The organism is Pseudomonas sp. B21128 (assembly GCF_044218865.1).
Taxonomy (GTDB): Bacteria; Pseudomonadota; Gammaproteobacteria; order Pseudomonadales; family Pseudomonadaceae; genus Aquipseudomonas; species Aquipseudomonas iridis.
In genome coordinates this window covers 4,032,261-4,058,217 of sequence record NZ_CP162590.1, presented here as the reverse complement: position 1 = coordinate 4,058,217, position 25,957 = coordinate 4,032,261, and the positions used below count along the sequence as shown (strand labels likewise).

Genomic DNA, 25,957 nt, shown 5'->3' with positions numbered 1-25,957 from the left:
TCGGTCAATAGCTGCTGATACGACCGTGCGGTCACTCAGAGGTTGCGTCGGATTTGCCGTTTTCCTCGATCGGCAGACAAACGCGAAACAGGGCGCCCTCGTTGATTTGACTCTCGACGACGATGGAACCGCCATGGGCGGCGACGATCTGCTCGGAAATGAACAGACCCAACCCGAGACCGGCCACTACCGTCTTGGCGGAAACCCGTTCGAACTGTTGAAAAATACGTTTCTGATTCTCGGCGCTGATGCCGATTCCGTGGTCCTGAACCTCCACCCGAGCTTCGTTGCCCTGGCGATAGACGCGGACCTGAATCGGACTTCTGCCGCCGTAACGCAAGGCGTTGGTCAGCAGATTGGAAATCACCTGCTCGATGCGGAACTCATCCCAGCATCCTTTTACCGGCATGTCCGCTTCAAAACTGACAGTGGTTTCCGCCGCTTCGATTTGCGCCGCAAAGTTTTGCAGCAGATTGCTCACCAACTGCACAAGGTCGAACGAATTCGGCCGGATCGACAGCTTGCCGGTGCGAATCCGCGACACGTCGAGCATGTCCTCGATCAAGCGGATCAGGCTTTTGATCTGCCGCTCATCGCGATCGACCATAGCGTGCATCTTGTCGAGGGTGAACGCCGCGGCGTTGTCCCGCGCCAGGTGCATCTTGCGCAATTGAGTTTCGAGTATCAGGCCATTGAGTGGCGTGCGCACTTCGTGGGCGACGATTGACATGAAGTCATCGCGCATCCGCACCGCTTGTTCAAGCTCCGACTGGGTGCTCTGCAATTGTTGCAGCAGCGCTTCCTGCTCCCGCCGGGCCTGCTCCAGCGCTTCGACCTGTTGCTTCATGGCCTTGCTCTGGCGATACAGATCGACGAACACGTTGACCTTGCTCTTCACCGCGTGGATATCCAGCGGTTTGTGCAGAAAATCCACCGCGCCGCTTTCGTAGCCCTTGAACGCGTAGTTCAGTTCACGGCCAGCGGCGCTGACGAAAATGATCGGGATGTTCTTGGTTTTCTCTGTGCCGCGCATCAACTCCGCCAGTTCGAAGCCGTTCATGCCGGGCATCTGCACGTCGAGAATGGCCATGGCGAACTCGTGTTGCAGCAACAGCGACAACGCCTCGTCAGCCGACAACGCCTTATAGACGGTGCGGTCTTCGCGTTTGATCAGCGCTTCGAGAGCCAGCAGGTTCTCGGGCAGATCGTCGACGATCAGCAGTTTTGCCTGAATATTACTCAGCATGCGATTTGTTCCAGCTCGACTAGCAGACGGCCGATGCCGTGAATGGGTAAGACATGATCCGGCTGCTGAATTTTCAGCGCTGCCAGAGGCATGGTGGCGACCTGGGCGTCGTCGGGCGCCTGGACGATGGTCAACCCGCCGCAACGTTTGACCTGCGCCAGTCCGCGCGCGCCATCGTGATTGGCGCCGGTCAACAACACAGCGGCCAGCTTCGGTCCGTAGACGTCGGCAGCAGACTCGAACAGATAGTCAATTGATGGCCGCGAATGATGAAGGCGATCCTCAAGGCTCAAGGACAAACTGCGATCCTGCTCCACCGACAAGTGATAACCGGGCGTGGCGAAATACACCGTGCCGGCCTGGATATCCTGCTTGTCCGTGGCTTCTTCGACCGGCAGCTGCAGACGTCGGGCGAACACTTCAGCCAACTGGCTGCGACGCTCTTCCGGCAAGTGCAACACGATGATGATCGGCAACACAAAACCCTGGCGCAACGGGCCAAGCAGCTTGATCAATGCCTCGACGCCACCAGCGGAAGCACCGACAACAATAGCCTCGATTCGAGGCAAATCCGCCGTATCGTTCATTTTTTGCGGTAGATCCGTTCTTGCTTTACCAGCGGCTCGAACTGGTTCGCATAGCTGGAAAAATCCAGCGTCTCCTTGCTGCCCAGTACAAGAAAACCGCGATGACAAAGCGATTCATGGAACAGCCCGAACGCCCTGTCCTGAAGCTTCTTGTTGAAGTAGATCAGCACATTGCGGCAAGAAATCAATTGAGTTTCGGAGAACACACTGTCAGTGGCCAGGCTGTGATCGGCGAACGTCACGTTTTCGCACAGGCTCTTGTCGAAAATCGCGTAACCATAAGCCGCCGTGTAGTAATCGGAAAATGAACACTGGCCACCGGCCTGCTGATAATTGGCGGTGTAGGCCCGGACATTTTCCATCGAGAAAATACCCTGCTTGGCCTTGTCCAGCGAACGCGGGTTGATGTCGGTCGCGTAGATGATCGTGCGATCGAGCAGGCCCTCTTCGCGCAGCAGAATCGCCATCGAATAGACCTCCTCCCCGGTGCTGCACCCGGCAATCCAGATCTTGATCGACGGGTAGGTGCGCAGCAGCGGCACCACCTCTTTGCGGATGGCGAGGAAGTGCGACGGATCACGGAACATCTCGCTGACCGGAATCGTCAGCAATTGCAGCAACTGCATGAACGCTGTCGGGTCATGCAGGACTTTTTCCTGCAACGCCGAGATGGTCGCGCACTCGAACTGGCTCAAGGCGTGCTGCACCCGACGCTTGATCGAAGCGCCGGAGTAATCGCGAAAATCGTAGCTGTACTTGAGGTAGATCGCCTCAATCAACAGCCGCAATTCGATTTCACTGTTTCGCTCTAATGAGTGATTGCCGTCCACTAAATGCGTTCCATCTTCGGTAACCACACACGAATCAGCGAGAACAGGCGATCCAGGTCGATAGGCTTGGCCAGATAATCGTTGGCGCCCGCTTGCAGGCAGCGCTCCTGATCGTCCTTCATGGCCTTGGCCGTCACCGCAATAATGGGCAGTTTGCGCCAGCGCGGATCCTTGCGGATCTCAATGGTGGCTTCGAAACCATCCATTTCCGGCATCATCACGTCCATCAGCACCAGATCGATGTCCTCGACTTCATTGAGTTTTTCAATCGCCTCACGACCGTTCCGGCCGATCACCACGACTGCGCCTTTGGTCTCCAGCGCGCTGGTCAGGGCGAAGATGTTGCGTACATCGTCGTCCACCAGCAGCACTTTGCGACCCTCGAAGACCTTGTCGCGGCTGCGCGCGGTCTTGAGCATCTTCTGCCGTTCATGGGACAACTGCGATTCGACTTTGTGCAGAAAGAGTGTGACCTCATCAAGCAAACGTTCCGGCGAGCGCGCCCCCTTGATGATGATCGAGCGCGAATACTTGCGCAGCTCGGCCTCTTCGTCGCGGGTCAGGTTGCGCCCGGTGTACACAATCACCGGAGGGAACGAACAGATGTCTTCGGTGGACATGCGCTTGAGCAGCTCGTTGCCGAGCATGTCCGGCAGCTTCAGGTCGATCACCATGCAGTCAAAGATCGTCGTGCGCAGCAGATCCAGAGCCTCTTGAGCCAGGCCCACGGCGGTGATTTCGATGTCTTCATCGCCAATCAGCCGCGCAATGCTTTCGCGCTGCAGGTCATCGTCCTCGACCAGCAGCACACGTTTTACCTTTTGCGTCAGTTTGGCTTCGAGACGGGCAAACACGTCCTTGAGCTCTTCGCGAGTGGTCGGCTTGACCGCGTAACCGATGGCGCCCATGTGCATGGCCGCTTCGACACGATCCTCCACCGAGATCACGTGGACCGGGATGTGACGGGTTTCGGCGCGCTCTTTCAAACGCTGCAGCACGGTCAGACCGGAGTGGTCTGGCAGACGCATATCAAGCAGGATCGCATCCGGCAAGAAATCGCGCGCCAGATCGTAGCCTTCGTCCGCGCCATGGGCGACCAGGCACTGATAACCCAACTCATGCGCCAGATCGTAAAGGATGTGAGCGAAATTCGGCTCGTCCTCGACCACCAGAATGCAGCGGGTGGCAAACGGCCCTTTGTCGCGGTCATCGGCGAAGCGCGGGATGTTGACCGGTGCAAGTGATGTAACCGGTGCCGCTGGCGCGGCAACGTGCGTCACTGCCGCGGGTGGAGTAAAGCTCAGCGGCGTGAACGCCGTATCGCCCGGCTCGCTGTACTGCAACGGCAATACCAGGGTGAACACACTGCCCTGCCCCGGCGTGCTGCTGACACTGATAGAGCCGCCGAGCAACATTGCCAGGTCCCGGGAAATCGATAACCCCAGCCCGGTGCCGCCGTACTTGCGATTAGTCGTGCCATCGGCCTGACGGAAGGCTTCGAAGATGCTTTCCTGCTGATCCGTGGCAATGCCGATCCCCGAATCCTGGACGATGAAGGCAATGCGCTCATCGGGCTGACTGGCAATCGTCAGGCTGACCGAGCCTCGCTCGGTGAACTTGATGGCGTTGGACAGCAGGTTTTTGATCACTTGCTCAAGGCGCTGGCGGTCAGTGAACATCATCGTCGGAGCGCCAGGTTGCACTTCGACACGGAACGCCAGCTTCTTATCCGCCGCGATCGGTTCAAAGACACCCCGCAAACCGTCCGCCAGCCGCGCGACGTGGGTGTTTTCCGGCAAGACTTCCAGCTTGCCCGCCTCGACCTTGGAAATGTCGAGGATATCGTTGATCAAGTTGAGTAGATCGTTGCCGGCGGAATAGATCGACTCGGCAAACTTGACCTGTTCGGCGCTGAGGTTGTCTTGCGGATTTTCCGCGAGCAACTTGGCGAGAATCAGCGAACTGTTCAGCGGCGTGCGCAGTTCGTGAGACATATTGGCGAGGAACTCGGACTTGTACTTGCTCGAACGCTGCAACTCTTCGGCGCGCTCTTCCAGTTGCACCTGTGCGTGGTTCAGCTCGGTGTTTTTCAAGTCCATGGCGTCGCGTTGTTCTGCAAGTGTCTGGGCCTGTTCAGCCAGTTGCTCGTTGGTCTGCTCAAGCTCCACTTGCTGGGTTTCCAGATGCGCCTGGGACTCCTTGAGAATCCGCGACTGCTCTTCCAGCTCTTCGTTGGCGGTTTTCAGCTCTTCTTGCTGCACCTGCAACTCTTCGTTGAGTTGTTGGGTTTCGGCCAACACTTCTTGCAGGCGCTGGCGATAGCGGGCCGCCTCGATAGAGGTGCCGATATTGCTGGCGATCAGCTCCAGCAACTCGATGTCGCGGTCATTGAGTGGACGCAGGAAGCCGAGTTCGATCACGCCGTTGACCCGGTCGTCTTCGGTGGTCGGCACCACCAGTACGCTGTGCGGCAGACCTTCGCCAAGCGCCGAGCTGACCTTGAAATAATCGAATGGTACCGAATCCAGCCGCACCAGACGCGCCTGCTGCACCACTTGGCCGACGATGCCTTCAGCGCTGTGAATCGCCTGCCCCTGCTCTTCCTGTTCCCGCGAGAAACCATAGGTGGCGACCCGCTTCAGGTCACCGTGTTCTTCGCGAACATAAAGAGCAGCCACCGCGCTGCCGAGATATTGAGCGCAGAACTGCAGAATGTTGCGTCCCAACAGATTCAGTGTCAGCTGCCCCAGCACCTGCTCGGCCAGTTCGGTCTGGCCGTTGCGCAGCCAGGCCTGGCGCTCCAGGCGTTCGGCGCTGGCCTGCTGCGCTGCCAGCGTGGCACCGTAGCTTTCCGACAAATTGACCAGATCGCGACGACCAATGTAGGCCAGCAACCCGCTGATACCCGCAACGAAAATCAAATAAAGGGTGATGCTCCAGATTGTAGTGCGGCGCACCTCTTCATTACGCGAGGCGCGCAACTGCTGCTCCATGTCGATCACGTCTTCGAACTGCTTGCGAATCTCGTCCGTCAGGCGCTTGCCGCGCCCGGCCTTGACCGCGCCACGGTAATCACCGCTGCTGCGCTGTAAATCGATCATCGATTGCGCGTAGGTCGCCCATTCGGTCTGCAAGGCTTGCAGGCGGCGTAAATGATCGGTTTGCACTGGGTTGTCGCCGGTCAACTCAAGCAACGTATTGAGCGCCACGGCGATTCGCGGCTTGGCGGTTTCGTACGGATCGAGGAAGTGCTCATCGCCGCTGAGCAGGTAACCGCGCATGCCGGTTTCCAGATCCACGGTCAGTTTCACCGCTTCGTTGGCGTTATTGATCACCCGGTCAGTGTGTTCAACCCACTGGATGACCGATAGCAGGTAAGTGATCAGCGACACGAAGAACACCGCGCTGAGCACGCCGACGCCCAGTGGCAGACTGACGTTGCGACTCAGGAGTTTGCGAAAGCGTTGCTCATCAACCGAAGACGGAGAGGACATGGGGCAGCCTTGTCGAACTGTTGAAAACCCGAGAGTTTGCCCCAAAACACCGCCGTGGATCCATTTTTCTGACAACTTTGGCAGTAAATTCCTACATTTGCCTGCGCCTGGATGCGTGCCAACAGTTATCCTTGCACGCCTCGCAGCTGCTAATCTTTTTTGTATCAAAACGGGAACTTGTGGCTATGCGCCACTTACTCATGCAAGAGCCCGGCATTTTTGATCGACCGGCGCGCCCGAATTTCATCCTTGAGAGCCTTTATCATGTCCACCACTGATTCCATCATTCTTGTAGTCGAAGACGACGACATCGTGCGTATGCTGATCGTCGATGTGCTGGAGGAACTGGAATTTGAAGTGCTGGAGGCGGATGGCAGCGAACAGGCTCTGAAAATCCTCGAAGACAAGGCCAGGCACATTGATCTGATGATGACGGATGTAGGTTTACCCGGGATGAATGGCCAGGAACTGGCCGGGAAGGCGCGCGAGTTGCGTCCCGTATTGCCGATTCTGTTTGCCAGCGGTTTCGTCGAAAGTATCGATGTGCCTGATGGCATGCACGTTATCGGTAAACCTTTTTCTATTGACCAGTTGCGCGACAAGGTCAAAGGCATTCTTGCAAATCAAGGCGTTTGATCAGCTTGTCCCCGCCATGGCCACAGACTCCCGGTAACACCGTAAATGCTCTGCCCTGACACCCCTTCCAACTGATATCGACAAACCGGACACCGTCCGGTTTTGTGTTTTAATCCGCGCTTTTTTCCCCACCGTACGTTTAGGAATCCGCGTTATGAGTCAGTCTGCGACCAAAGTTCTCGTTATTGGTTATGTCTGGCCCGAACCCCGCTCTTCCGCCGCCAGCGGGCACGTGATGCAAATTCTCGAGACGTTCCTGGGCCAAGGCTGGGACATCACCTTCAGCAGCCCGGCGGGCCCCGGTGAGCACAAGGCCGATTTGTGTGCACTGGGGATCCGCGAGGTGCCCATCGAACTCAACAACAGCAGCTTCGATACCTTTATCAGCAACCTGGCGCCCGACATTGTGTTGTTCGACCAGTTCATGATGGAAGAACAGTTCGGCTGGCGGGTTGAAAAGCATTGTCCAGATGCCCTGCGTGTTCTGGAAACATCCGACCTGCAGAGCCTGCGACATGCCCGCCATCAACGTCAGAAGGATCGTTTGAAAATCAACGACGATCAGAATGACCTCAGCGATTTGTTCGCCCCGGCATTGCGCGAAGAGTTTGAGTTGATGGCCGATACCGACCTGGCCAAGCGTGAAATCGCTGCGCTGTATCGCTGTGACTTGAACTTGATGATTTCCGAGGTCGAGATTGATCTGCTGGTGTCACAGTTCGGGTTGCCGCGACAACTGTTGCACTGGTGCCCGTTGATGATCGAGACACCAACAGCGGCATTTCGCCCGTTCGCGGAACGCGCGCATTTTCTGAGCATCGGTAATTTTCGCCACGCGCCCAACTGGGATGCCGTGCTTTGGATGAAGACCACGATCTGGCCGCTGATCCGCCAGCAACTGCCGCAGGCGCAACTGCATATCTATGGTGCGTACACCCCACCCAAAGCCACTGCGCTGCATAATGCGGCGCAAGGTTTTCACATCATGAACTGGGCTGAGGATGCTTTGCAGGTGATGTCGGCAGCGCGGGTCTGTCTGGCCCCTCTGCGTTTCGGTGCCGGCATCAAGGGCAAACTGGTTGACGCCATGCTCTGCGGAACACCTGGCGTGACCACACCTATCGGCGCCGAAGGCATGCATGGGGATCTCCCTTGGCCCGGAGCAATCACACAAACGGCAAGCGACTTCGCGAACAATGCCGTTCAACTGTATACCGATGAGATACGTTGGCAAGCGAGCCAACAGGCAGGAACTGTATTGCTCAATGAGCGTTACTCTGTTTCAGTTCATGGCCCGGCATTGATAAAAAAACTGATCAGTTACCAACTAAACCTGAAACAACTCAGAGCCAGTAACTTTATCGGAAACATGCTACGCCACCACTCCCACAAAAGTACTCAGTACATGGCGCAGTGGATTGAGGCAAAGAATCGTAACATTGCGCCAGGCACCGATACTTAAGATCCGACAAACACACAACTCGAACAACATCATCATTAGTCAAATCTCTGTCATTCGTTATATACATCCTGCGCAGCTAACTTAAACAACTTATTAAGCCAGCAGGATGTAAACATGACACCAAGTAGTTTTAAAGATTTCCCCGCTCACGAGTGGATGAGAGCGACCCCTGAATGCGACAATCTATCGCTTAGAGAAATGACATTGCCCGGCACGCACAATGCGGGCTGCGACCTGGAAGCTTCTTACTCCAGTGTATTCACCCGTAACTGGTTCGCTTGTCAGGACGTGCCCTTCTACAGCCAGCTGAATCGCGGCGCTCGGGCACTTGATGTACGTTTGGTCTATGACGCCCAGGCGCGCGGACTTGAAAAATTTCGTTTCGTACATAACGGAGCGTGGTCTTCGCGCACACTGGTTGATCTTGTTCGCGACATTAAAGCTTTTCTCGAACGAAGCTTTAACGAGTTCATCATCCTGGACTTTCACAAACTCGAACATGGTAACGAAAAGTTTGACTTCGGCTACTTCAGCGACATGATGAAGGAGCACCTGGGAGAACACATCATACCGCCAGAAAACATGAACCTGACGCTTGGAGATTTAAAGGCAGTCAGCCGCCCTCAGCGAGTTCTGGTCACTGCACCTTATAACAACAGTCTTGATAGAAATATCTTCGCATCGGAAACCCCGCATCGATGGGCCGGCAGCGACCGTACAAAGATTTTTGAAGATACGTTCTCTCACTCGCGTTTAAAACTTTATATCGCTGAAGTTCTGGCCAATCCTCCCGGGCAACGGGCGCCGTGGTCGCTGTCGGCTGCCGTCTATGACGCGGGTGGGCCAGTCAGAATGCTGAAAGACCTCGACGAATGGTTCGACCCTGCAAAAAGTGATTGGGCGGAAAAATGCAGCATCATCAACTTCGACTTTATTAAAAACTCCAAAATCGTCTATTTCTGTTATCTGGCAAATCTCAAGAAGGCGAGCAAGAAAGCGCTCCAGGGTTGATCAGCCAGCCTATTGAAGCATCGGGCTGGCACCTTTTGCCCTGAAAGAGGCATGATCGCCAGGCGATAATAAAAAAAGCGCTCAGCCATGACCCGAACCGCACGCGTGACCGATCCCTCTTACGAGTTGATGGATGACCATAACGGGCTGTCCATCATCTACCGCCAGCATGGTTTTCCCTGCCCGTTGGTGCGTTGGCATTTCCACAAGGAATACGAGCTGCACCTGATCGTTGCCAGTTCGGGCAAGGTGTTCATCGGCGATTACATCGGCAACTTCTACCCCGAATCGTTATTCCTCACCGGGCCCAATCTGCCGCACAACTGGATCAGCCAGGTGGCCGAAGACGAAATCGTCGAAAAGCGCGACATGCTGGTCAATTTCACGGATGAATTGTTTGAGAGCGGCCACCAGGTGTTCGCGGAATTGAAGACGCTGGCGCCATTGTTGGAGCGTGCTCAGTACGGCATTGAGTTCCGCTGCAAACGCACGATTCGCCAAGCCATGACGTTGATGCAACGAATCGCCGACAGCAGCGGCATCACTCGGCTTGGGCACTTTTTTATCCTCATGGAGTTGCTCGCGGCCAGCGATGATTTCCAGTTATTGTCCGGCGCCACTACGCCGCAACTGGCGGACGAGCACAATATCGATCGCACCAACCGCGCGGTCGATTACATCTTCAGCCACTACGCCCGGGACATTTCTCTCGAAGAAGTCGCCGAGCATCTGGGCATGACACCGACCTACTTCAGCCGGGTATTCAAACAGGCGACCGGGCGCACTTTCATCGAGTTCGTCAATCGCTTGCGCATCAGCAAATCCTGCGAGCTGTTGGCCGATGGGGATAAACCGGTGACAGATGTGTGTTTCGAGTCGGGATTCAACAATATTTCCAACTTCAATCGGCGCTTTCAGCAGCTCAAGGGCATGACGCCTTCGCATTATCGACGTCTGGCGGTGCAGCGCCTGACCGAGCAAAACCATAGCTGACGTCCCACATTTCCATGTGGGAGCTGTTTTCGGGATGTAAACCTGTACGTATCCGCTGTCCTCCCCCCGCTGCAATCCCCTTCCCTGCGTTTCCCCCGTCAAAGTGCAGTGCAAAAAAGTATCAATCCAAGTGCGACGGATGATTTGTCAGGTCGGCGATTGAAGGCTGTAATCAGCGCACATTCTTCCTGCACGGGAAGACACAAAAACAATAACCGTCCTTCTGCCTCCCCCGGGGTGCAGAAAAAGGAGTGCACGATGCAACCCACTGCAAAAGCTCTGCTTGCCCTCACCTGCATGACCCTCAGCAGCGTCAGCCTTGGCGCCCAGACCCTGACCATCGCCACCGTCAACAACAGCGACATGATCCGCATGCAGAAGCTCTCGAAAACGTTCGAAACCGAGCACCCGGACATCAAGCTCAATTGGGTCGTGCTGGAAGAAAACGTCCTGCGCCAGCGCCTGACCACCGACATCGCCACTCAAGGCGGGCAGTTCGACGTGTTGACCATCGGCATGTACGAAGCTGCACTGTGGGGCGCCAAGGGTTGGCTTGAACCGATGAAAGACCTGCCGGCCAGTTACGCCCTCGACGATGTGTTCCCGTCGGTGCGCGAAGGTCTGTCGGTCAAGGGTTCGCTGTACGCCCTGCCGTTCTACGCCGAAAGCTCGATCACCTATTACCGCACCGACCTGTTCAAGGAGGCCGGTCTGACCATGCCAGAGCGTCCGACCTGGGAACAGATCGCCGGTTTTGCGGAAAAACTCACCCACAAAGATAAAGAGCAATACGGCATCTGCCTGCGCGGCAAGGCCGGTTGGGGCGAGAACATGGCGTTGATCACCACCGTGGCCAATGCCTATGGCGCACGCTGGTTCGATGAGCAGTGGAAGCCGGAATTCACGGGGCCCGAGTGGAAAAACGCGCTGAATTTCTATGTCGACACCATGAAGAAATCCGGCCCGCCAGGCGCCTCCAGCAACGGTTTCAACGAAAACCTTGCGCTGTTCAATAGCGGCAAATGCGCCATCTGGGTCGATGCCAGCGTTGCCGGCTCGTTCGTCACCGACAAGACCCAGAGCAAGGTTAGCGACCACGTCGGCTTCACCTTCGCACCGCATCAAGTCACCGACAAAGGCTCGGCATGGCTGTATTCGTGGGCGCTGGCGATTCCGACCAGCTCCAAGGCCAAGGATGCCGCAAAAACCTTCAGCGCCTGGGCCACGTCGAAAGAATACGGCGCACTGGTTGCCGAGAAGGACGGGATTGCCAACGTACCGCCGGGCACCCGCGCCTCCACGTACAGCGACGCTTACATCAAAGCCGCACCGTTTGCCAAGGTCGCGCTGGAATCGCTGAAGGCGGCCGACCCCGGCAAACCGACGCTGAAACCGGTGCCGTACATCGGTATTCAATTGGTAACCATCCCTGAGTTCCAGGCGGTGGGCACTCAGGTCGGCAAGCTGTTCTCGGCGGCGCTGATCGGCCAGACCACGGTGGATCAGGCGCTGGCGTCAGCGCAGCAGACCACTGAACGCGAGATGAAGCGCGCGGGTTATCCGAAGTAACCCGCAGAACTCGCTCCTGCCTCCTGTGGGAGCGAGCTTGCTCGCGAATGCGATCTGACATTCAGCATTGATGTCGACTGACACGACGCTTTCGCGAGCAAGCTCGCTCCCACATGGGATCTTCATAGGTCTGTATGACTCGGTTGTGATCACCATGAATACTTCAACTGCCAAAGCCCAAATCGACCTGTCCCGACCGCAGCGCAAAAGCCGCGTGGCCAATCCCGGGTGGTTTCTGGTCAGCCCCTCCGTGGCCTTGTTGCTGCTGTGGATGATCGTGCCGCTGGGCATGACCATTTACTTCTCGATGATTCGCTACAACCTGCTCTACCCCGGTGAAAACCAGTTCGTGGGGCTTGAGAACTTCACTTATTTCCTGACCGATTCCGGCTTCATGCCCGGCGCTACCAACACCTTGCTATTGGTCGGCAGCGTGTTGCTGATCAGTGTGGTGTTCGGCGTGTTGATCAGTGCCTTGCTGGAGGCCAGCGAGTTTCTCGGCCGTGGCATCGTGCGGGTCATGCTGATTTCGCCGTTCTTCATCATGCCCACGGTTGGCGCGCTGATCTGGAAGAACCTGATTTTCCATCCGGTGTCGGGAATCCTCGCCTACCTCTGGAAACTGTTCGGCGCACAACCGGTGGACTGGCTGGCGCACTACCCGCTGCTGTCGATCATCATCATTGTGTCGTGGCAATGGCTGCCCTTCGCGATCCTGATCCTGATGACGGCCATGCAGTCCCTCGACCAAGAGCAGAAAGAAGCCGCGCGCCTCGACGGTGCAGGTCCCATCGCCATCTTCTGGCACCTGACGCTGCCGCACCTGGCTCGGCCGATTGCGGTGGTGGTGATGATCGAAACGATCTTCCTGCTGTCGGTGTTCGCCGAGATTTTCACCACCACCAACGGCGGCCCCGGCTACGCCTCGACCAACCTCGCCTACCTGATCTACAACCAGGCGCTGGTGCAGTTCGACGTCGGCATGGCCTCGGCGGGCGGCTTGATTGCCGTGGTCATCGCCAACATCGCCGCGATCATTCTGGTGCGGATGATCGGCAAAAACCTGACTGACAAAGCCTGAGGCCTGCCATGACTCTTCAACAATCCCGCCGGCTGCAAAGCCTGCTGCTCGGCACCCTGGCCTGGGCCATCGCGATCGTGATTTTCTTCCCGATCTTCTGGATGGTGATGACCAGTTTCAAGACCGAAATCGACGCCTTCGCCACGCCGCCGCAGTTCATCTTCACGCCGACGCTGGAGAATTACCTGCACATCAACGAGCGCAGCGACTACTTCAGTTTTGCCTGGAATTCGGTGGTGATTTCCTTCAGCGCTACCGCGCTGAGCCTGCTGATTGCGGTGCCGGCCGCCTACTCGATGGCGTTCTACGAAACCCAGCGCACCAAAGGCACGCTGCTGTGGATGCTCTCCACCAAAATGCTGCCGCCAGTGGGCGTATTGATGCCGATCTACCTGCTGGCCAAGAGTTTCGGCCTGCTCGATACGCGCATCGCGCTGATCGTGATCTACACGCTGATCAACCTGCCGATTGTGGTCTGGATGGTTTACACCTACTTCAAGGACATCCCCAAAGACATCCTCGAAGCCGCCCGCCTCGACGGCGCCACGCTGTGGCAGGAAATGGTCCGTGTGCTGTTGCCCATCGCCAAGGGCGGCCTGGCCTCGACCGTGCTGCTGTCGCTGATCCTGTGCTGGAACGAGGCCTTCTGGTCGCTGAACCTGACCTCCTCGAAAGCCGCACCACTGACCGCGTTGATCGCCTCGTACTCAAGCCCTGAAGGATTGTTCTGGGCCAAGTTGTCGGCGGTGTCGACTCTGGCCTGTGCGCCGATTCTGATCTTCGGCTGGATCAGCCAGAAACAACTGGTCCGCGGGCTGTCGTTTGGCGCTGTGAAATGAAGATCTTCAATCGAATGCGATTCCCTGTGGCAGCGAGCCTGCTCGCGAAAGCGATGTGTCATCCAACAAAGAGGGTGACTGACACGGCCCCTTCGCGAGCACGCTCGCTCCCACAGAAAAACCGATCCGGTTCAACTGAACAATAAATTGCGGAGGCCCATCACCATGGCCAACCTGAAAATCAAGAATCTGCAAAAAGGCTTCGAAGGTTTTTCCATCATCAAGGGCATCGACCTGGAAGTGAACGACAAGGAATTCGTGGTGTTCGTTGGCCCGTCCGGCTGCGGCAAGTCCACGCTGCTGCGCCTGATCGCAGGGCTGGAAGAAGTCAGCGGCGGCACCATCGAACTGGATGGCCGCGACATCACCGAAGTCAGCCCGGCCAAGCGCGACCTGGCGATGGTGTTCCAGACCTACGCCCTGTACCCGCACATGACCGTGAAAAAGAACATGTCCTTCGCCCTCGACCTGGCCGGTGTGCCGAAAGCCGAAGTCGAGCAGAAAGTCGGCGAAGCGGCGCGCATTCTTGAGCTCGGGCCGATGCTTGAGCGCAAACCCAAACAGCTCTCCGGCGGTCAGCGTCAACGTGTCGCGATTGGCCGCGCCATCGTGCGCAATCCGAAAATCTTCCTGTTCGACGAGCCGCTGTCCAACCTCGACGCCGCGCTGCGCGTGCAGATGCGTCTGGAACTGCTGCGCCTGCACAAGGACCTGCAAGCGACCATGATCTACGTGACCCACGATCAGGTTGAAGCGATGACCATGGCCGATAAAGTCGTGGTGCTCAATGGCGGCAGGATCGAGCAGGTCGGCTCGCCGCTGGACCTCTATCACAGCCCGGCCAACCTGTTTGTCGCCGGTTTCCTCGGCACACCGAAAATGGGTTTCCTCAAGGGCAAGATTACCCGCGCCGACGGCCCAAGCTGCGAAGTCGCGCTGGACGCCGGCACGCGCATCACCCTGCCTTTCAACGCCGGCCACCTGAGCGTCGGCAGCGCCGTGACCTTGGGTATTCGCCCTGAACATCTGGAGCTGGCACAACCGGGCGACTGCACCTTGCAAGTCACCGCCGATGTCAGCGAACGTCTGGGCAGCGACACCTTTTGCCACGTCAAAACCAACGCAGGCGAAGCCCTGACCATGCGTGTGCGCGGTGATCTGGCGAGCCGTTATGGCGAGCAACTGAACCTCTATCTGGACGCCGCCCACTGCCATTTATTCGATGCCGAAGGCGTGGCGCTGGCCCGTCCGCTGCGTGCGGCTGCCTGATTTTTTCGAGAGTTTTCCCATGAAACTGAACACACAGAATCTCAACCGCCTCGCCGCCGAAGTGCAACTGCCGGCCTACAGCCTCAGCGACACTCGCCAGGGCATCGCACACATTGGTGTCGGTGGCTTTCACCGGGCGCATCAGGCGTATTACACCGACGCGCTGATGAACACCGGCGAAGCCTTGGACTGGGCGATTTGCGGCGCCGGCCTGCGCACTGAAGACCGTCGCGCCCGCGACGATCTCAAAGAGCAGGACTACTTGTTCACCCTGTTCGAACTCGGCGACCGCGATGACACCGAAGTGCGCGTCATCGGCGCGATTCGCGACATGCTTCTGGCCGAAGACGGCGCGCAGGCGTTGATCGACAAACTCGCCGATCCGCAGATCCGCATCGTCTCGCTGACCATCACCGAGGGCGGTTACTGCATCGACGACAGCAACGGTGAGTTCATGGCGCACCTGCCGCAGATCCAGCACGATCTGGCGCACCCGGGCGCACCGACAACCGTGTTCGGCTTCCTCTGCGCGGCGTTGGAGAAACGCCGTGGCGCAGGCACGCCGGCGTTCACGATCATGTCCTGCGATAACCTGCCGCACAACGGCGCGGTGACCCGCAAGGCGCTGCTGGCCTTCGCCACCCTGCGCAACACAGGGTTGCGCGACTGGATCGAGCAGAACGTCAGTTTCCCCAACGCGATGGTCGACCGCATCACCCCAATGACCAGCACCGCGCACCGACTGCAACTGGCCGACAAACACGCGGTGGACGACGCCTGGCCGGTGGTCTGCGAACCGTTTGTGCAGTGGGTGCTGGAAGATAAATTCGTCAACGGTCGCCCGGCGTGGGAGAAGGTTGGCGTGCAGTTCACCGACGATGTGTCGCCGTACGAAGAGATGAAGATCAAATTGCTCAACGGCAGCCATCTGGCGCTGACCTATCTGGGTTTTTTGAAGGGCTATCGCTTCGTCCACGAAACCATGAACGACCCGCTGTTCGTTCGCTACATGCGCGCTTACATGGACCTGGATGTCACGCCGCAACTGGCGCCGGTGCCGGGTATCAACTTGGACGATTACAAAGACACGCTGGTAGCGCGGTTCTCTAACCAAGCAATTGCCGATCAGCTTGAGCGGGTGTGTTCGGATGGTTCGTCGAAGTTTCCCAAGTTCACGGTTCCGACGATCAACCGGTTGATTGCCGATGGGCGCGAGACCCGTCGCGCGGCGTTGGTGGTGGCGGCCTGGGCGTTGTATTTGAAGGGCGTGGATGAGAATGGCGACACCTATTCCATTCCTGATCCGCGGGCTGCTTTTTGTCAGGCGCTGGTGGCGGAGGATGCGTTGATGACGGCGCGTTTGTTGGCGGTCGAGGAGATTTTCGGCACCGCGATACCGCGGTCGGCGGAGTTTGTCGCCGCGTTTGAATGGTGCTGCAATAGTTTGCGGGAGGTGGGGGTTACGCGGACTTTAGAGCGGGTCCTTGCCTGAAAAGCCCTCTCACCCTAGCCCTCTCCCAAAGGGAGAGGGAACTGACCGAGGTGGTCTTTTTAGTTGCATCGACCTGAGATACCGAGTCGAACTCAGGATTTGAAAAGCATAAATTTCTGCTCCCTTTCCCCCCTCGCCCCCTTGGGGGAGAGGGTTGGGGTGAGGGGGTGGCTCTTGATCTTTACCGCTAACCGACTGGATCCCACATGACAACCCGACAACTCTTCCTCGGCATAGACTGCGGCACCCAAGGCACCAAAGCGATCATCCTCGATGCCGCCAGCGGTCAGGTGCTCGGCCAGGGCGCCGCGGCGCACACGATGATCAGCGGCGCCAATGGCCGTCGCGAGCAAGACACTCAGCAATGGCTTGAAGCGTTCGCCCTCGCCACCCGCCAGGCGCTGCTGGCGGCGGATGTCGACGGCCAAGCAATCCTCGGCATCGGCGTTTCCGGCCAGCAGCACGGCCTGGTGCTGCTCGATGATGAAGGCGAAGTCCTGCGCCCGGCCAAGCTCTGGTGCGACACCGAAACCAGCGCTGAAAACGACCGACTGCTCACCCATCTGGGCGGTGAAAAAGGCTCTCTGGAACGCCTCGGCGTGGTCATCGCCCCGGGTTACACCGTGTCAAAACTGCTCTGGACCAAAGAACAGTACCCAGACGTATTCGCGCGCATCGCCCGCGTTTTGCTGCCCCACGATTACCTCAACTTCTGGCTCACCGGCCGAGCCTGCAGCGAGTACGGCGACGCTTCCGGCACCGGTTATTTCAACGTACGCAGCCGCCAGTGGGATTTGCAGCTGTTGCGCGACATCGACCCCAGCGGACGTCTGCAAGCGGCGTTGCCGGAGCTGATCGATGCGCATGAAGCGGTAGGCACGATCCTGCCCGCGATTGCCGAACACCTCGGCATCAACCGCAACGCATTGGTGTCCAGCGGTGGCGGTGACAACATGATGGGCGCCATCGGCACCGGCAATATCCAGCCCGGCGCGATCACCATGAGCCTCGGGTCGTCCGGCACTGTGTACGCCTATGCTGATGCGCCGACGGTCAGTGCGGAGGCTTCGGTCGCGACTTTTTGCTCCTCCAGCGGCGGATGGCTGCCGCTGATCTGCACCATGAACCTGACCAACGCCACAGGCGCGGTTCGCGAACTGTTCGACCTCGATCTCGATCAGTTCAACACTCTCGTCGCCCAGGCCCCTATCGGCGCTGAAGGCGTGTGTATGCTGCCATTCCTCAACGGCGAGCGCGTCCCCGCCCTGCCCCACGCCACCGGCAGCCTGCACGGCTTGACGCTGGACAACCTGACGCCGGCCAATCTGTGCCGCGCCGCCATCGAAGGCACGACCTTCGGCTTGCGTTATGGACTGGATTTACTCCGGCACAATGGTTTACAAAGCCGCAGCATTTGCCTGATCGGCGGCGGTTCGAAAAGCGCCGTGTGGCGCCAAATCGTCGCCGACATCATGGACACCCCCGTCATCTGCACCGAACAAAGCGAAGCGGCCGCCCTTGGCGCGGCGATTCAGGCGGCGTGGTGCAAGTCATGGTCCCATGGCCACGAAGACACCCTGGCCGATCTGTGCCAGCGCTGCGTGAAGCTTGACCTGAGCAGTGAAACCCTGCCGAACGCCGCCAATGTCGCGGCATTCCAGCAGGCTTATGAACGCTATCAACGGCATGTCGCAACCCTATAAAGAGCAAACAATTATGTATTTGGTGTGTGGCGAAGCGCTGTTTGATTTCTTCAGCGAAGACGATGCCAGTGGTCTGGCCTCGAAAGTGAATTTCAAGGCGATTGCTGGCGGCTCGCCGTTCAACGTCGCGGTGGGTTTGCGCCGTCTGGGTGTGGACTCGGCCTTGTTCGGTGGGCTGTCCACCGACTACCTCGGCCGCCGCTTGCAACAGGTGCTGCAGGACGAAGGTGTGTGCCCGGATTATCTGGTGGACTTCGCGGCACCGACCACGCTGGCGATGGTCGCCGTCGGTGCCAATGGCTCGCCGCATTACAGCTTTCGCGGTGAAGGCTGCGCTGATCGGCAACTGAGCCTGGCGCATCTGCCTACGCTAGGCCCCGAAGTACGCGGCTTGCACATCGGCTCGTTTTCGCTGGTGGTGCAGCCGATTGCCGACACACTGCTGGCGCTGGTGCGGCGTGAAAGCGGCAAACGCCTGATCAGCCTCGACCCCAACGTGCGCCTCAATCCCGAGCCAAATATCGACCTGTGGCGCGAACGAATCGCCACGCTGGTGCAACTGGCCGATCTGATCAAAGTCAGCGATGAAGACTTGAGCCTGCTGTATCCCGAGCAGGATCCGCAGCGGGTCATCGAAGGCTGGCTGGAGCATCGCTGCCACATGGTATTCCTCACCCGTGGCGGTGAAGGCGCAAGCGTGTTCAGCCGCGCCCATGGGTCTTGGTCGGTGCCGGCATGTCCTGTGAAGATCGCCGATACCGTCGGCGCCGGTGACACTTTCCAGGCTGCATTGATTACTTGGCTGACCGAGCAGGGTCTGGACTCGGTCGAAGGCGTGCAGCAATTGGCCCGCGAACAGATCGACGCCATGCTCAAGTTCGCCGTGCAAGCGGCAGCGCTGACCTGCAGCAAGACCGGTCCGGATCTGCCCTATCGTCATCAATTGGCCTGAGCGCGTAAACTGTCGCCCTTTTATGCGCATGACAGGATGACGGCTTTTGAATTCTCGGCAGACAATTGGACTATTGATACTCGCGGCGCTGTTGACGGGCTGCGGCACCTCGCCGCCCCGCTCGCCTGAAAACATCTGCGAGATCTTCCGGGAAAAAAGCGATTGGTACGACGCCGCGCAAGTCACGCAAAAGCGCTGGGGCGTACCGATCCAAGTGCCATTCGCGATCATGTATCAGGAGTCCGGCTACCGCTACGACGCCAAGACGCCACGCAAATACCTGCTCTGGGTCATTCCGTGGGGCCGCGTCTCGACCGCATCGGGCTATGCGCAGGCCAAGGATGAAGTCTGGTCCGACTACCAGAAAAGCACCGGCAGAAACTGGGCCGACCGCGAAGACTTCGACGACGCCATCGACTTCGTCGGCTGGTACATGGACAAGACCACCTCGATCAACGGCGTCTACAAATACGACGCCTATGGCCAGTACCTCAACTATCACGAGGGCTGGGGCGGTTATCGCAACAAGACTTACGCCAGCAAGGCGTGGCTGATGCCGACGGCGCGCAAGGTGCAGAATCGTTCCGACATGTATGCGCAGCAATATGCTGTTTGCAAGGAGGATCTGAATCGCGGGTTCTGGAGCCGGTTCTGGCATTGGTTGTAACACCCGTGTAGTCACTCGCTAGCTCTAGCATGGCAAAGAGCATGTAGTCACCTGTCAGATATGCCAGTTGCCTGCGCCTTGTCTCTCCTTTCTACTAAGTTCGACCGCGCCATTAGCATCTACGGCGCCGTCAGGCCAGGACATCGAATTCTGCATCGACGCCTGTTTGCAAAACCTGAACGACGAACATGGAAGATCCGTCATGAACTTCTCCCTTGCGCGACCAACCGTCATTTCTACCACTGTACTTTTACCGCTGTTGATGTCGATGCTCAGTCCCGCTCAAGCGGCGCCCCCTCAAGCCGTGCTGGTCGGACCGATCGGCAAGATATGTTTGACCGCGGCAGTCACCGATAACGGTAACGTACTGGGCGCCTGCATAAAACAGACTCCAGAGCAGACGTGGTTTTTTCGCCCACCATCATCCTTCACCTACCTGCGGCCATTGGTTGCCGGCAGGTCGTGCGTGCCTTTTCATATGGGGGTCAACGTGATGGTGGGGGGCTGTAATCCGCTGCTTGGCGCAAAGGTCCCTGTGACATGGTCTCTCAATACGCCCTCGGCTCGGCCAATCCAGCTCAAACCGTTGCCTCTGGACCTGACAGCTGAGTATAGAGCGGCCAACCTGTTCGGGCATGTGGCAGGGCAAAGTTCCGGCGTCGCGGGACCAACGGCCGTCATCTGGCCGCTGTTCGGTGAAGGAAAGCCGATAATGGTTTCCAACCTCTATGATAATTGTAAAGTTGTCGACATTAACGATGAGGCTAACAACGGTCTTCCAAATATTGCACTCAATTGCGGGATTGTTCCGAAGGTTGCGATCTACAATGGAACGGAATATGTTTTGTCCACACTCAAGGTTCCTGCAGATGTAAACAACTGCGTACTTACCGCGATCAATAACAGTAATAGGGCTGCCGGCACTTGCGAATACGCGGATGGACCGGACAGAGCGGCTTTCTGGTCGAGTTTCGACGCAGTGCCGACAACACTGGTGTCTGCGAATGGCTACGCAACCGAGACCCAGTTTTTCAACGAAAACGACCTCATCGTCGTGAAGGAGACGAATACGACGCCTGGGCAAAAAGTACGGCAGCGGTTGTGGCGCCAAGTGCCCAATCAGGCACCGTATGTGCCCCTGCCTTCTGGCTGCAATCTCATCCAGGTCGACGCACTTGCCCAGGCTGTCGACAAGACCATCATGACCTGCGTGCCCACTGATTCGAATGCGCCGCTGGGCGTCTACACTTGGAGCCCTGCCGAAGGGTTGACTGAAGTACTGGGAATGGCAGGAACTGGAGATAACCTCGCGAAGGCAATCTCCATCAGTGGCACCCTTGGCGGTGGTTATGGCGTGACTCCTTCCGGCAGCGCGCAGGCTTCCCAGGTTTCACTTCCCGGACTTTGAAGCGACGCGTTACTTGAAATTGCTCGCTCCTACATTGGACGTCTAGCGAACACAGAATCCGTGTTCACTGGACATCCTTCTGGAAGCGGGCTTGCCCGCCATAGCGTTGGGTCAAATCCGAAAATCCAACGGTCACAACACTGAAAAGTTGTAACTCACAATCAACCGGGTTTCATCCACATCCCGGGCAAACTGCTGGTAATTCGTCCGGTAAGTCGCATTACGCAAGCGTAAACTCACGTCCTTGAACGTCCCCGTCTGAATCACGTACTTCAACTCGCTGTCACGTTCCCACTCTTTGCCTTCCTGATCACTGCCCACGACCTTGATGTGATCACCGTTCACATAACGCGTCAGGAAACTCAGACCGTTGATGCCGATCGCCTTGAAGTCGTAGTCATAACGCAATTGCCAGGAGCGTTCCTGCGCAGCGGCGAAGTCGTTGACTTGCACATAGTTGACCAGATACGGGTTGCTGCCATCGAGATACGGCATCGAGTTGTCGCCGTTCATGCGCTGCCAGCCAGCACTAAAAGTGTGGCCGCTGATGGCGTAAGACAGCATGCCGCTCAGTGCCCGGTTGTCGATTGAGCCGGCCTTTGCATCGCCGCTGTCGGCACTTTTCAGCAAGCGCAAATCAGCTTTCAATACACCGTTGCCCAGCGGCTGATTGCCCAACAACCCCACGAAGTGCTGACGATAGATGTCTTCAAGTTCGGCGTAGTGATACTGCGCAGTCAGACGTTCGTTGATCTTGTAGTCGAAGCCGTACATGTCGAAATGGTCGGCGGTGGTGTTGCACGAGTAGCGCTTGTTCTTGCAGTGCACGCGGATGTCTTGTGAATCGGTGGAATCACGCGCGGTGTACTTGTCCAGACGCGCCGCCATGAAGGTCAGATCCTTCACTTCTTTTGAAGTCAGCAGTGCGCCATTGAACATCGTCGGCAGCAGACGACCATCGTTGTACTTGAGCAGCGGCAGATCCGGCAGCAGCGCGCCGTACTTCAGCACCGTGTCCGAAACCTTCACTTTCGCGGTCAGGCCCATTTTCGCGTACTGATCTTTCGAACCGCGCGGATCCTGCCCGCTGGACGGCAGTAAACCGCTGTTACTGCTGTCGGCGCTGGAATCCAGTTTGAAGCCAAGCATGCCCAGCGCATCGATACCGAAGCCAACCGTGCCCTCGGTGTAACCCGATTGCAGATTGAGAATGAAACCCTGCGCCGACTCTTCACGTTTGGACGCGCCCTGATCGTTGGACGTATGCCCATCACGGAAATCGCGGTTGAAGTACACCGTGCGCGACTCGATTTTCGCCGTTGTGTCTTCAAGAAATCCGCTGGCCTGCACCTGCGCGGTGAAACCGGCGCACAGCACAAAGGCTCCGAAGCCAAACGACTGGCGCGGGGTGATGAGAAAAAATGGGGGACGCATGAAAAACTCCAACATTGAAGCGTTTGCGCAAAGGCGCAATAAGCCAGAAAAATAGCTCCCGTCCCGGATCAATGAAGCGCCGAGAGGAAGTGAACACGCAGGGGTGAGTCGCAATGATGGCAGATGGCTTTGACGTGCTACAGACGACTTTAGTCTGAAACTGACTGGCTATTCTTCGGCGCTCTGTCGTTTGAACCCTCCAGATTGGCGAGCCATGCTTTTGGGGAATAGCCGATTTTATTGGGCCGAACGTTCGTCCTAAGGGTTTTCCCTATAACCCGCACAGGCTGGGCATACGGCATTTGCGCCTTGAACGAGACGGTCTAATCCTGCAACATCCACCTCCTGCTTATTCAACGGACGGAATTCAAGGCATGCTGGACGCCAACGCAACCCACATCACCCTCACCCTCGAAGGCGTTTCCGCTGACCTGCAAGTGCTGAGCTTCACCGGTCGCGAAGCCCTCAACGAACCGTTCCGTTTTGACCTCGAACTGGTCAGCGCTCGCCCCGACCTCAAACTCGAAGAGCTGCTGCACAAGCGCGGCGTCCTGACCTTCGGCGCCACCGGCGAAGGCACGATCCACGGTTTGGTGTACCGCATCGAGCAAGGCGATTCCGGCAAGACCCTGACGCGCTACAGCATCAGCTTGGTGCCGCAACTCGCTTATCTGCGGCACAACCACGATCAGCAGATTTTCCAGCAACTGACCGTGCCGAAGATCATCGCTCAGGTGCTGGAAGATCGCGGCATTCTTGCCGACGCCTACAGTTTCCAGCTCAGTGCCGAGTACCCGGAACGCGACTACTGCGTGCAGTACGACGAATCCGACCTGCATTTCATCCAGCGTTTGTGCGAAGAGGAAGGCATTCACTTCCACTTCCAGCACAGCAGCAGCGGCCACAAACTGGTGTTCGGCGACGACCAGACCGTGTTCCGCAAACTCAAAGCCGTGAGCTATCAGCAAGACTCCGGCATGAGCGCTGACAAACCGGTCATCAAGCGCTTTAACCTGCGCCTGGAAACCCGCACCACCCGCGTCAGCCGCCGCGACTACGACTTCGAAAAACCGAAGATCCTGCCCGAAGGCGCGGTCAAGTCCGAGTTCGCTCCGGACCTTGAGGACTACGACTACCCCGGCCGCTTCACCACTCGCGAGCGCGGCAAATTCCTCTCGACCCGAGCACTGGAACGCCATCGCAGCGACTACAAACTCGCCGAAGGCAAAGGTGACGAACCGACCCTCACCAGCGGCCATTTCCTCACCCTCGCCGAACACCCGCGCGCCGAGTGGAACGACCTGTGGCTGCTGCTGGAAGTCTTCCACGAAGGCAAACAACCGCAAGTGCTCGGCGAAAACGTCACCAGCGACGTCACCGACAACAAAAGCGATTTCCACCAGGGCTACCGCAACAGCTTCATCGCGACCCCGTGGGACGCGCACTACCGCCCTGCCCTCGAACACCCGAAACCGAAAGTCCTCGGCAGCCAGACCGCCGTCGTCACCGGCCCGGCCGGCGAAGAAATCCACTGCGATCAATACGGCCGCATCAAAGTCCAGTTCCACTGGGACCGCGACGGCCAGTCCAACGACAAAACCACCTGCTGGATGCGCGTCGCCAGCGGCTGGGCCGGCGCAGCCTACGGCGGCATCGCCATCCCGCGCATCGGCATGGAAGTCCTCGTCACCTTCCTCGAAGGCGACCCCGACCAGCCACTCGTCACCGGCTGCCTGTACCACAAGGAAAACGTCGTCCCCTACGACCTGCCGGCAAACAAAACCCGCAGCACCTTCAAAACCCTGAGTTCACCGGGCGGCAAGGGCTACAACGAGTTTCGGATCGAAGACAAGAAAGGCGTCGAGCAGATCTACATCCACGCCCAGCGCGATTGGGACGAAAACATCGAGCACGACCAGAAAATTCGTGTGGGCAACGAACGGCACGACACCGTTGAAGCCAATACGCTGAGCGAGTTCAAGGTTGAAGAACACCGGATTACGCATCTGGATCGTAAAAGCGAAATGCGTGCGGATGATCATTTGACTGTCGGTGTGACTCAGCATGTGAAGGTGGGGACTGCTCAATTCGTCGAAGCCGGCACGGAGATTCACTATCACGCTGGCGAAAAGGTCGTGGTTGAGGGGGGCATGGAGCTCACGGCCAAGGCTGGTGGGAGTTTTGTGAAGGTTGATGCGGGTGGTGTGACGATTAGTGGCGCTGAGGTGAAGGTTAATACCGGGGGTGCGCCTGGGGTTGGGACGCCTGCCGCGCCGTTGCTGCCGGGGCCGATGAAGGTGGCGGATGCGGATAAGGCGGGCAAAGCACCGCTCCCCGTCCGTTTGAATGAGTCAGGCATTACACCGTTGTGCGGAAAACAAAGTAACGGCGCTTGCAGCCGTAAGGATTGCACATGCATGTAAAAGCGCTAAGCGCTCTCCTAGCAGAGCCCCGCTACAACTTCTCGGACCTGCCGGCTGCCAGCGAGTCGCTATGTTTCATCATCGACCGAGGCCTCCAGCCAGAAGCCTTGGTTCGGCTCTACCGCACAGGCGAACCGGTTGTCTCCCAAGGACTGTTTTTCTCGACAGATTTCGCAGCTATGCCTGATGGCCCCTTGTGGCTGGTAGCGCCCAAGGGCAGCAAAGTAGCTGCCGAAGCTGCAAAACTTTGTAAGGAACGCTTTTCAGGAATTGCGATCTCAACACCCGATCCTGCAAAAGCCCTGGCTCACGCGCGCTGGCTACTCAAAGCGAACGACGGCTCCGGTGGACAGAGTTTGCTGAGCTTTCACAAACCGAGCCTGTGGGCAGCGTTAACGTACACCGCCGATAAAACCTTTGATCAGTTGATGGGTTGCTGGAGCGCGGTCTACTGCCCCGCCCCAAAGCATTTCGGTGAACATCGCGGCCCATGGCTGGCCTGGGTCGCTAACGAGAAATCTACATGGCCCGGTGCCAGAGCGGCGTTCAATCTTCCGGAGGCCGCCGCACAGGTACAAGCTCGACTTGGATGGTTGTATTGGGTGGACGAGGAATATGCCTCATTCGATGAGCCGGGCGATGATCGCTTGAATGACATAGCTGACAATCTCGACCTGCTGCTTCAATGCAACATTTATGACGGTGATCACCTGCTCAAGCTTGGCCATGTGGTGAACAGTGCACTGTTTGAAACACGGCCCGAGATCATGGCAATCCTGCAATCAAAGGACGAGTCGTTTATCAAAGTAGATCGGCTCTTGGAATCAGCCGCGGTCGCCCAACGTTAGGGCGACGCGACAA

20 protein-coding genes are annotated in these 25,957 nt (G+C 57.8%); 15 read left to right on the top strand and 5 right to left on the bottom strand.

What is annotated here, in order from left to right; genetic code table 11:
• Positions 1-31: 31 nt before the first annotated feature.
• The 4 genes from AB4P91_RS18135 to AB4P91_RS18120 are packed head-to-tail and all read right to left on the bottom strand — an operon-like array spanning position 32 to position 6,157.
• Complete coding sequence (locus AB4P91_RS18135; protein ID WP_150596436.1) at positions 32-1,246, bottom strand: hybrid sensor histidine kinase/response regulator; 1,215 nt, start codon at positions 1,244-1,246, stop codon at positions 32-34.
• Positions 1,240-1,833 (bottom strand): chemotaxis protein CheB, encoded by a 594-nt coding sequence (locus AB4P91_RS18130; protein ID WP_150591936.1) that lies wholly within the window; start codon positions 1,831-1,833, stop codon positions 1,240-1,242. The genes AB4P91_RS18135 and AB4P91_RS18130 overlap by 7 nt, the downstream gene beginning before the upstream one ends.
• Complete coding sequence (locus AB4P91_RS18125) at positions 1,830-2,663, bottom strand: protein-glutamate O-methyltransferase CheR (protein WP_150591937.1); 834 nt, start codon at positions 2,661-2,663, stop codon at positions 1,830-1,832. Before AB4P91_RS18125 ends, AB4P91_RS18130 begins: the two co-directional genes overlap by 4 nt.
• Positions 2,663-6,157: a response regulator gene (locus tag AB4P91_RS18120; RefSeq protein ID WP_395603354.1), complete on the bottom strand. Its 3,495-nt coding sequence runs from the start codon at positions 6,155-6,157 to the stop codon at positions 2,663-2,665. Before AB4P91_RS18120 ends, AB4P91_RS18125 begins: the two co-directional genes overlap by 1 nt.
• A 264-nt stretch (positions 6,158-6,421) precedes the next feature.
• Between AB4P91_RS18120 and AB4P91_RS18115 the strand changes: the two genes are divergently transcribed.
• The 13 genes from AB4P91_RS18115 to AB4P91_RS18055 all read left to right on the top strand — a co-directional run bounded on the left by AB4P91_RS18115 (position 6,422) and on the right by AB4P91_RS18055 (position 21,239).
• Positions 6,422-6,793, top strand: a complete 372-nt coding sequence (locus AB4P91_RS18115; RefSeq protein WP_150591939.1) for a response regulator — start codon at positions 6,422-6,424, stop codon at positions 6,791-6,793.
• A 154-nt stretch (positions 6,794-6,947) separates the two neighbouring features.
• Positions 6,948-8,255, top strand: coding sequence for a glycosyltransferase (locus AB4P91_RS18110; protein WP_395603353.1), 1,308 nt, complete (start codon positions 6,948-6,950; stop codon positions 8,253-8,255).
• Positions 8,256-8,369: 114 nt separating this feature from the next.
• A complete protein-coding gene (locus AB4P91_RS18105) occupies positions 8,370-9,266 on the top strand; it encodes a phospholipase (RefSeq protein WP_395603352.1) in 897 nt (298 codons plus the stop codon).
• 87 nt (positions 9,267-9,353) lie between these two features.
• On the top strand, positions 9,354-10,259 hold the full coding sequence (locus AB4P91_RS18100) for an AraC family transcriptional regulator (RefSeq protein ID WP_150591942.1): 906 nt from the start codon (positions 9,354-9,356) through the stop codon (positions 10,257-10,259).
• 258 nt (positions 10,260-10,517) lie between these two features.
• On the top strand, positions 10,518-11,828 hold the full coding sequence (locus tag AB4P91_RS18095; protein WP_150598277.1) for a sugar ABC transporter substrate-binding protein: 1,311 nt from the start codon (positions 10,518-10,520) through the stop codon (positions 11,826-11,828).
• Between the two features lie 154 nt (positions 11,829-11,982).
• The gene (locus AB4P91_RS18090) at positions 11,983-12,909 is read left to right on the top strand and encodes a carbohydrate ABC transporter permease (protein ID WP_150591944.1); all 927 of its coding nucleotides are present in this window, start codon (positions 11,983-11,985) and stop codon (positions 12,907-12,909) included.
• Positions 12,910-12,917: 8 nt separating this feature from the next.
• On the top strand, positions 12,918-13,748 hold the full coding sequence (locus AB4P91_RS18085) for a carbohydrate ABC transporter permease (RefSeq protein WP_150591945.1): 831 nt from the start codon (positions 12,918-12,920) through the stop codon (positions 13,746-13,748).
• A gap of 165 nt (positions 13,749-13,913) precedes the next feature.
• On the top strand, positions 13,914-15,017 hold the full coding sequence (locus AB4P91_RS18080) for an ABC transporter ATP-binding protein (protein WP_150591947.1): 1,104 nt from the start codon (positions 13,914-13,916) through the stop codon (positions 15,015-15,017).
• A 19-nt stretch (positions 15,018-15,036) separates the two neighbouring features.
• Positions 15,037-16,509, top strand: a complete 1,473-nt coding sequence (locus AB4P91_RS18075; RefSeq protein WP_395603351.1) for a mannitol dehydrogenase family protein — start codon at positions 15,037-15,039, stop codon at positions 16,507-16,509.
• 206 nt (positions 16,510-16,715) lie between these two features.
• On the top strand, positions 16,716-18,212 hold the full coding sequence (gene xylB, locus AB4P91_RS18070; RefSeq protein ID WP_395603350.1) for a xylulokinase: 1,497 nt from the start codon (positions 16,716-16,718) through the stop codon (positions 18,210-18,212).
• 13 nt (positions 18,213-18,225) lie between these two features.
• Positions 18,226-19,164, top strand: a complete 939-nt coding sequence (locus AB4P91_RS18065; RefSeq protein WP_150597844.1) for a carbohydrate kinase — start codon at positions 18,226-18,228, stop codon at positions 19,162-19,164.
• Between the two features lie 46 nt (positions 19,165-19,210).
• Positions 19,211-19,831 (top strand): hypothetical protein, encoded by a 621-nt coding sequence (locus AB4P91_RS18060; protein ID WP_395603349.1) that lies wholly within the window; start codon positions 19,211-19,213, stop codon positions 19,829-19,831.
• A gap of 202 nt (positions 19,832-20,033) precedes the next feature.
• Entirely contained in the window at positions 20,034-21,239 is a 1,206-nt protein-coding gene (locus AB4P91_RS18055; protein WP_395603348.1) for a hypothetical protein, read from the top strand.
• Between the two features lie 132 nt (positions 21,240-21,371).
• Here AB4P91_RS18055 and AB4P91_RS18050 read toward each other — a convergent pair whose 3' ends face one another.
• A complete protein-coding gene (locus AB4P91_RS18050; RefSeq protein WP_395603347.1) occupies positions 21,372-22,673 on the bottom strand; it encodes an OprD family porin in 1,302 nt (433 codons plus the stop codon).
• A 374-nt stretch (positions 22,674-23,047) separates the two neighbouring features.
• Between AB4P91_RS18050 and AB4P91_RS18045 the strand changes: the two genes are divergently transcribed.
• Together AB4P91_RS18045 and AB4P91_RS18040 are read left to right on the top strand one after the other, a co-directional pair.
• Positions 23,048-25,096 (top strand): type VI secretion system tip protein VgrG, encoded by a 2,049-nt coding sequence (locus tag AB4P91_RS18045; protein WP_150591954.1) that lies wholly within the window; start codon positions 23,048-23,050, stop codon positions 25,094-25,096.
• The gene (locus tag AB4P91_RS18040; RefSeq protein ID WP_150591955.1) at positions 25,087-25,944 is read left to right on the top strand and encodes a DUF4123 domain-containing protein; all 858 of its coding nucleotides are present in this window, start codon (positions 25,087-25,089) and stop codon (positions 25,942-25,944) included. The genes AB4P91_RS18045 and AB4P91_RS18040 overlap by 10 nt, the downstream gene beginning before the upstream one ends.
• Positions 25,945-25,957: the final 13 nt, after the last annotated feature.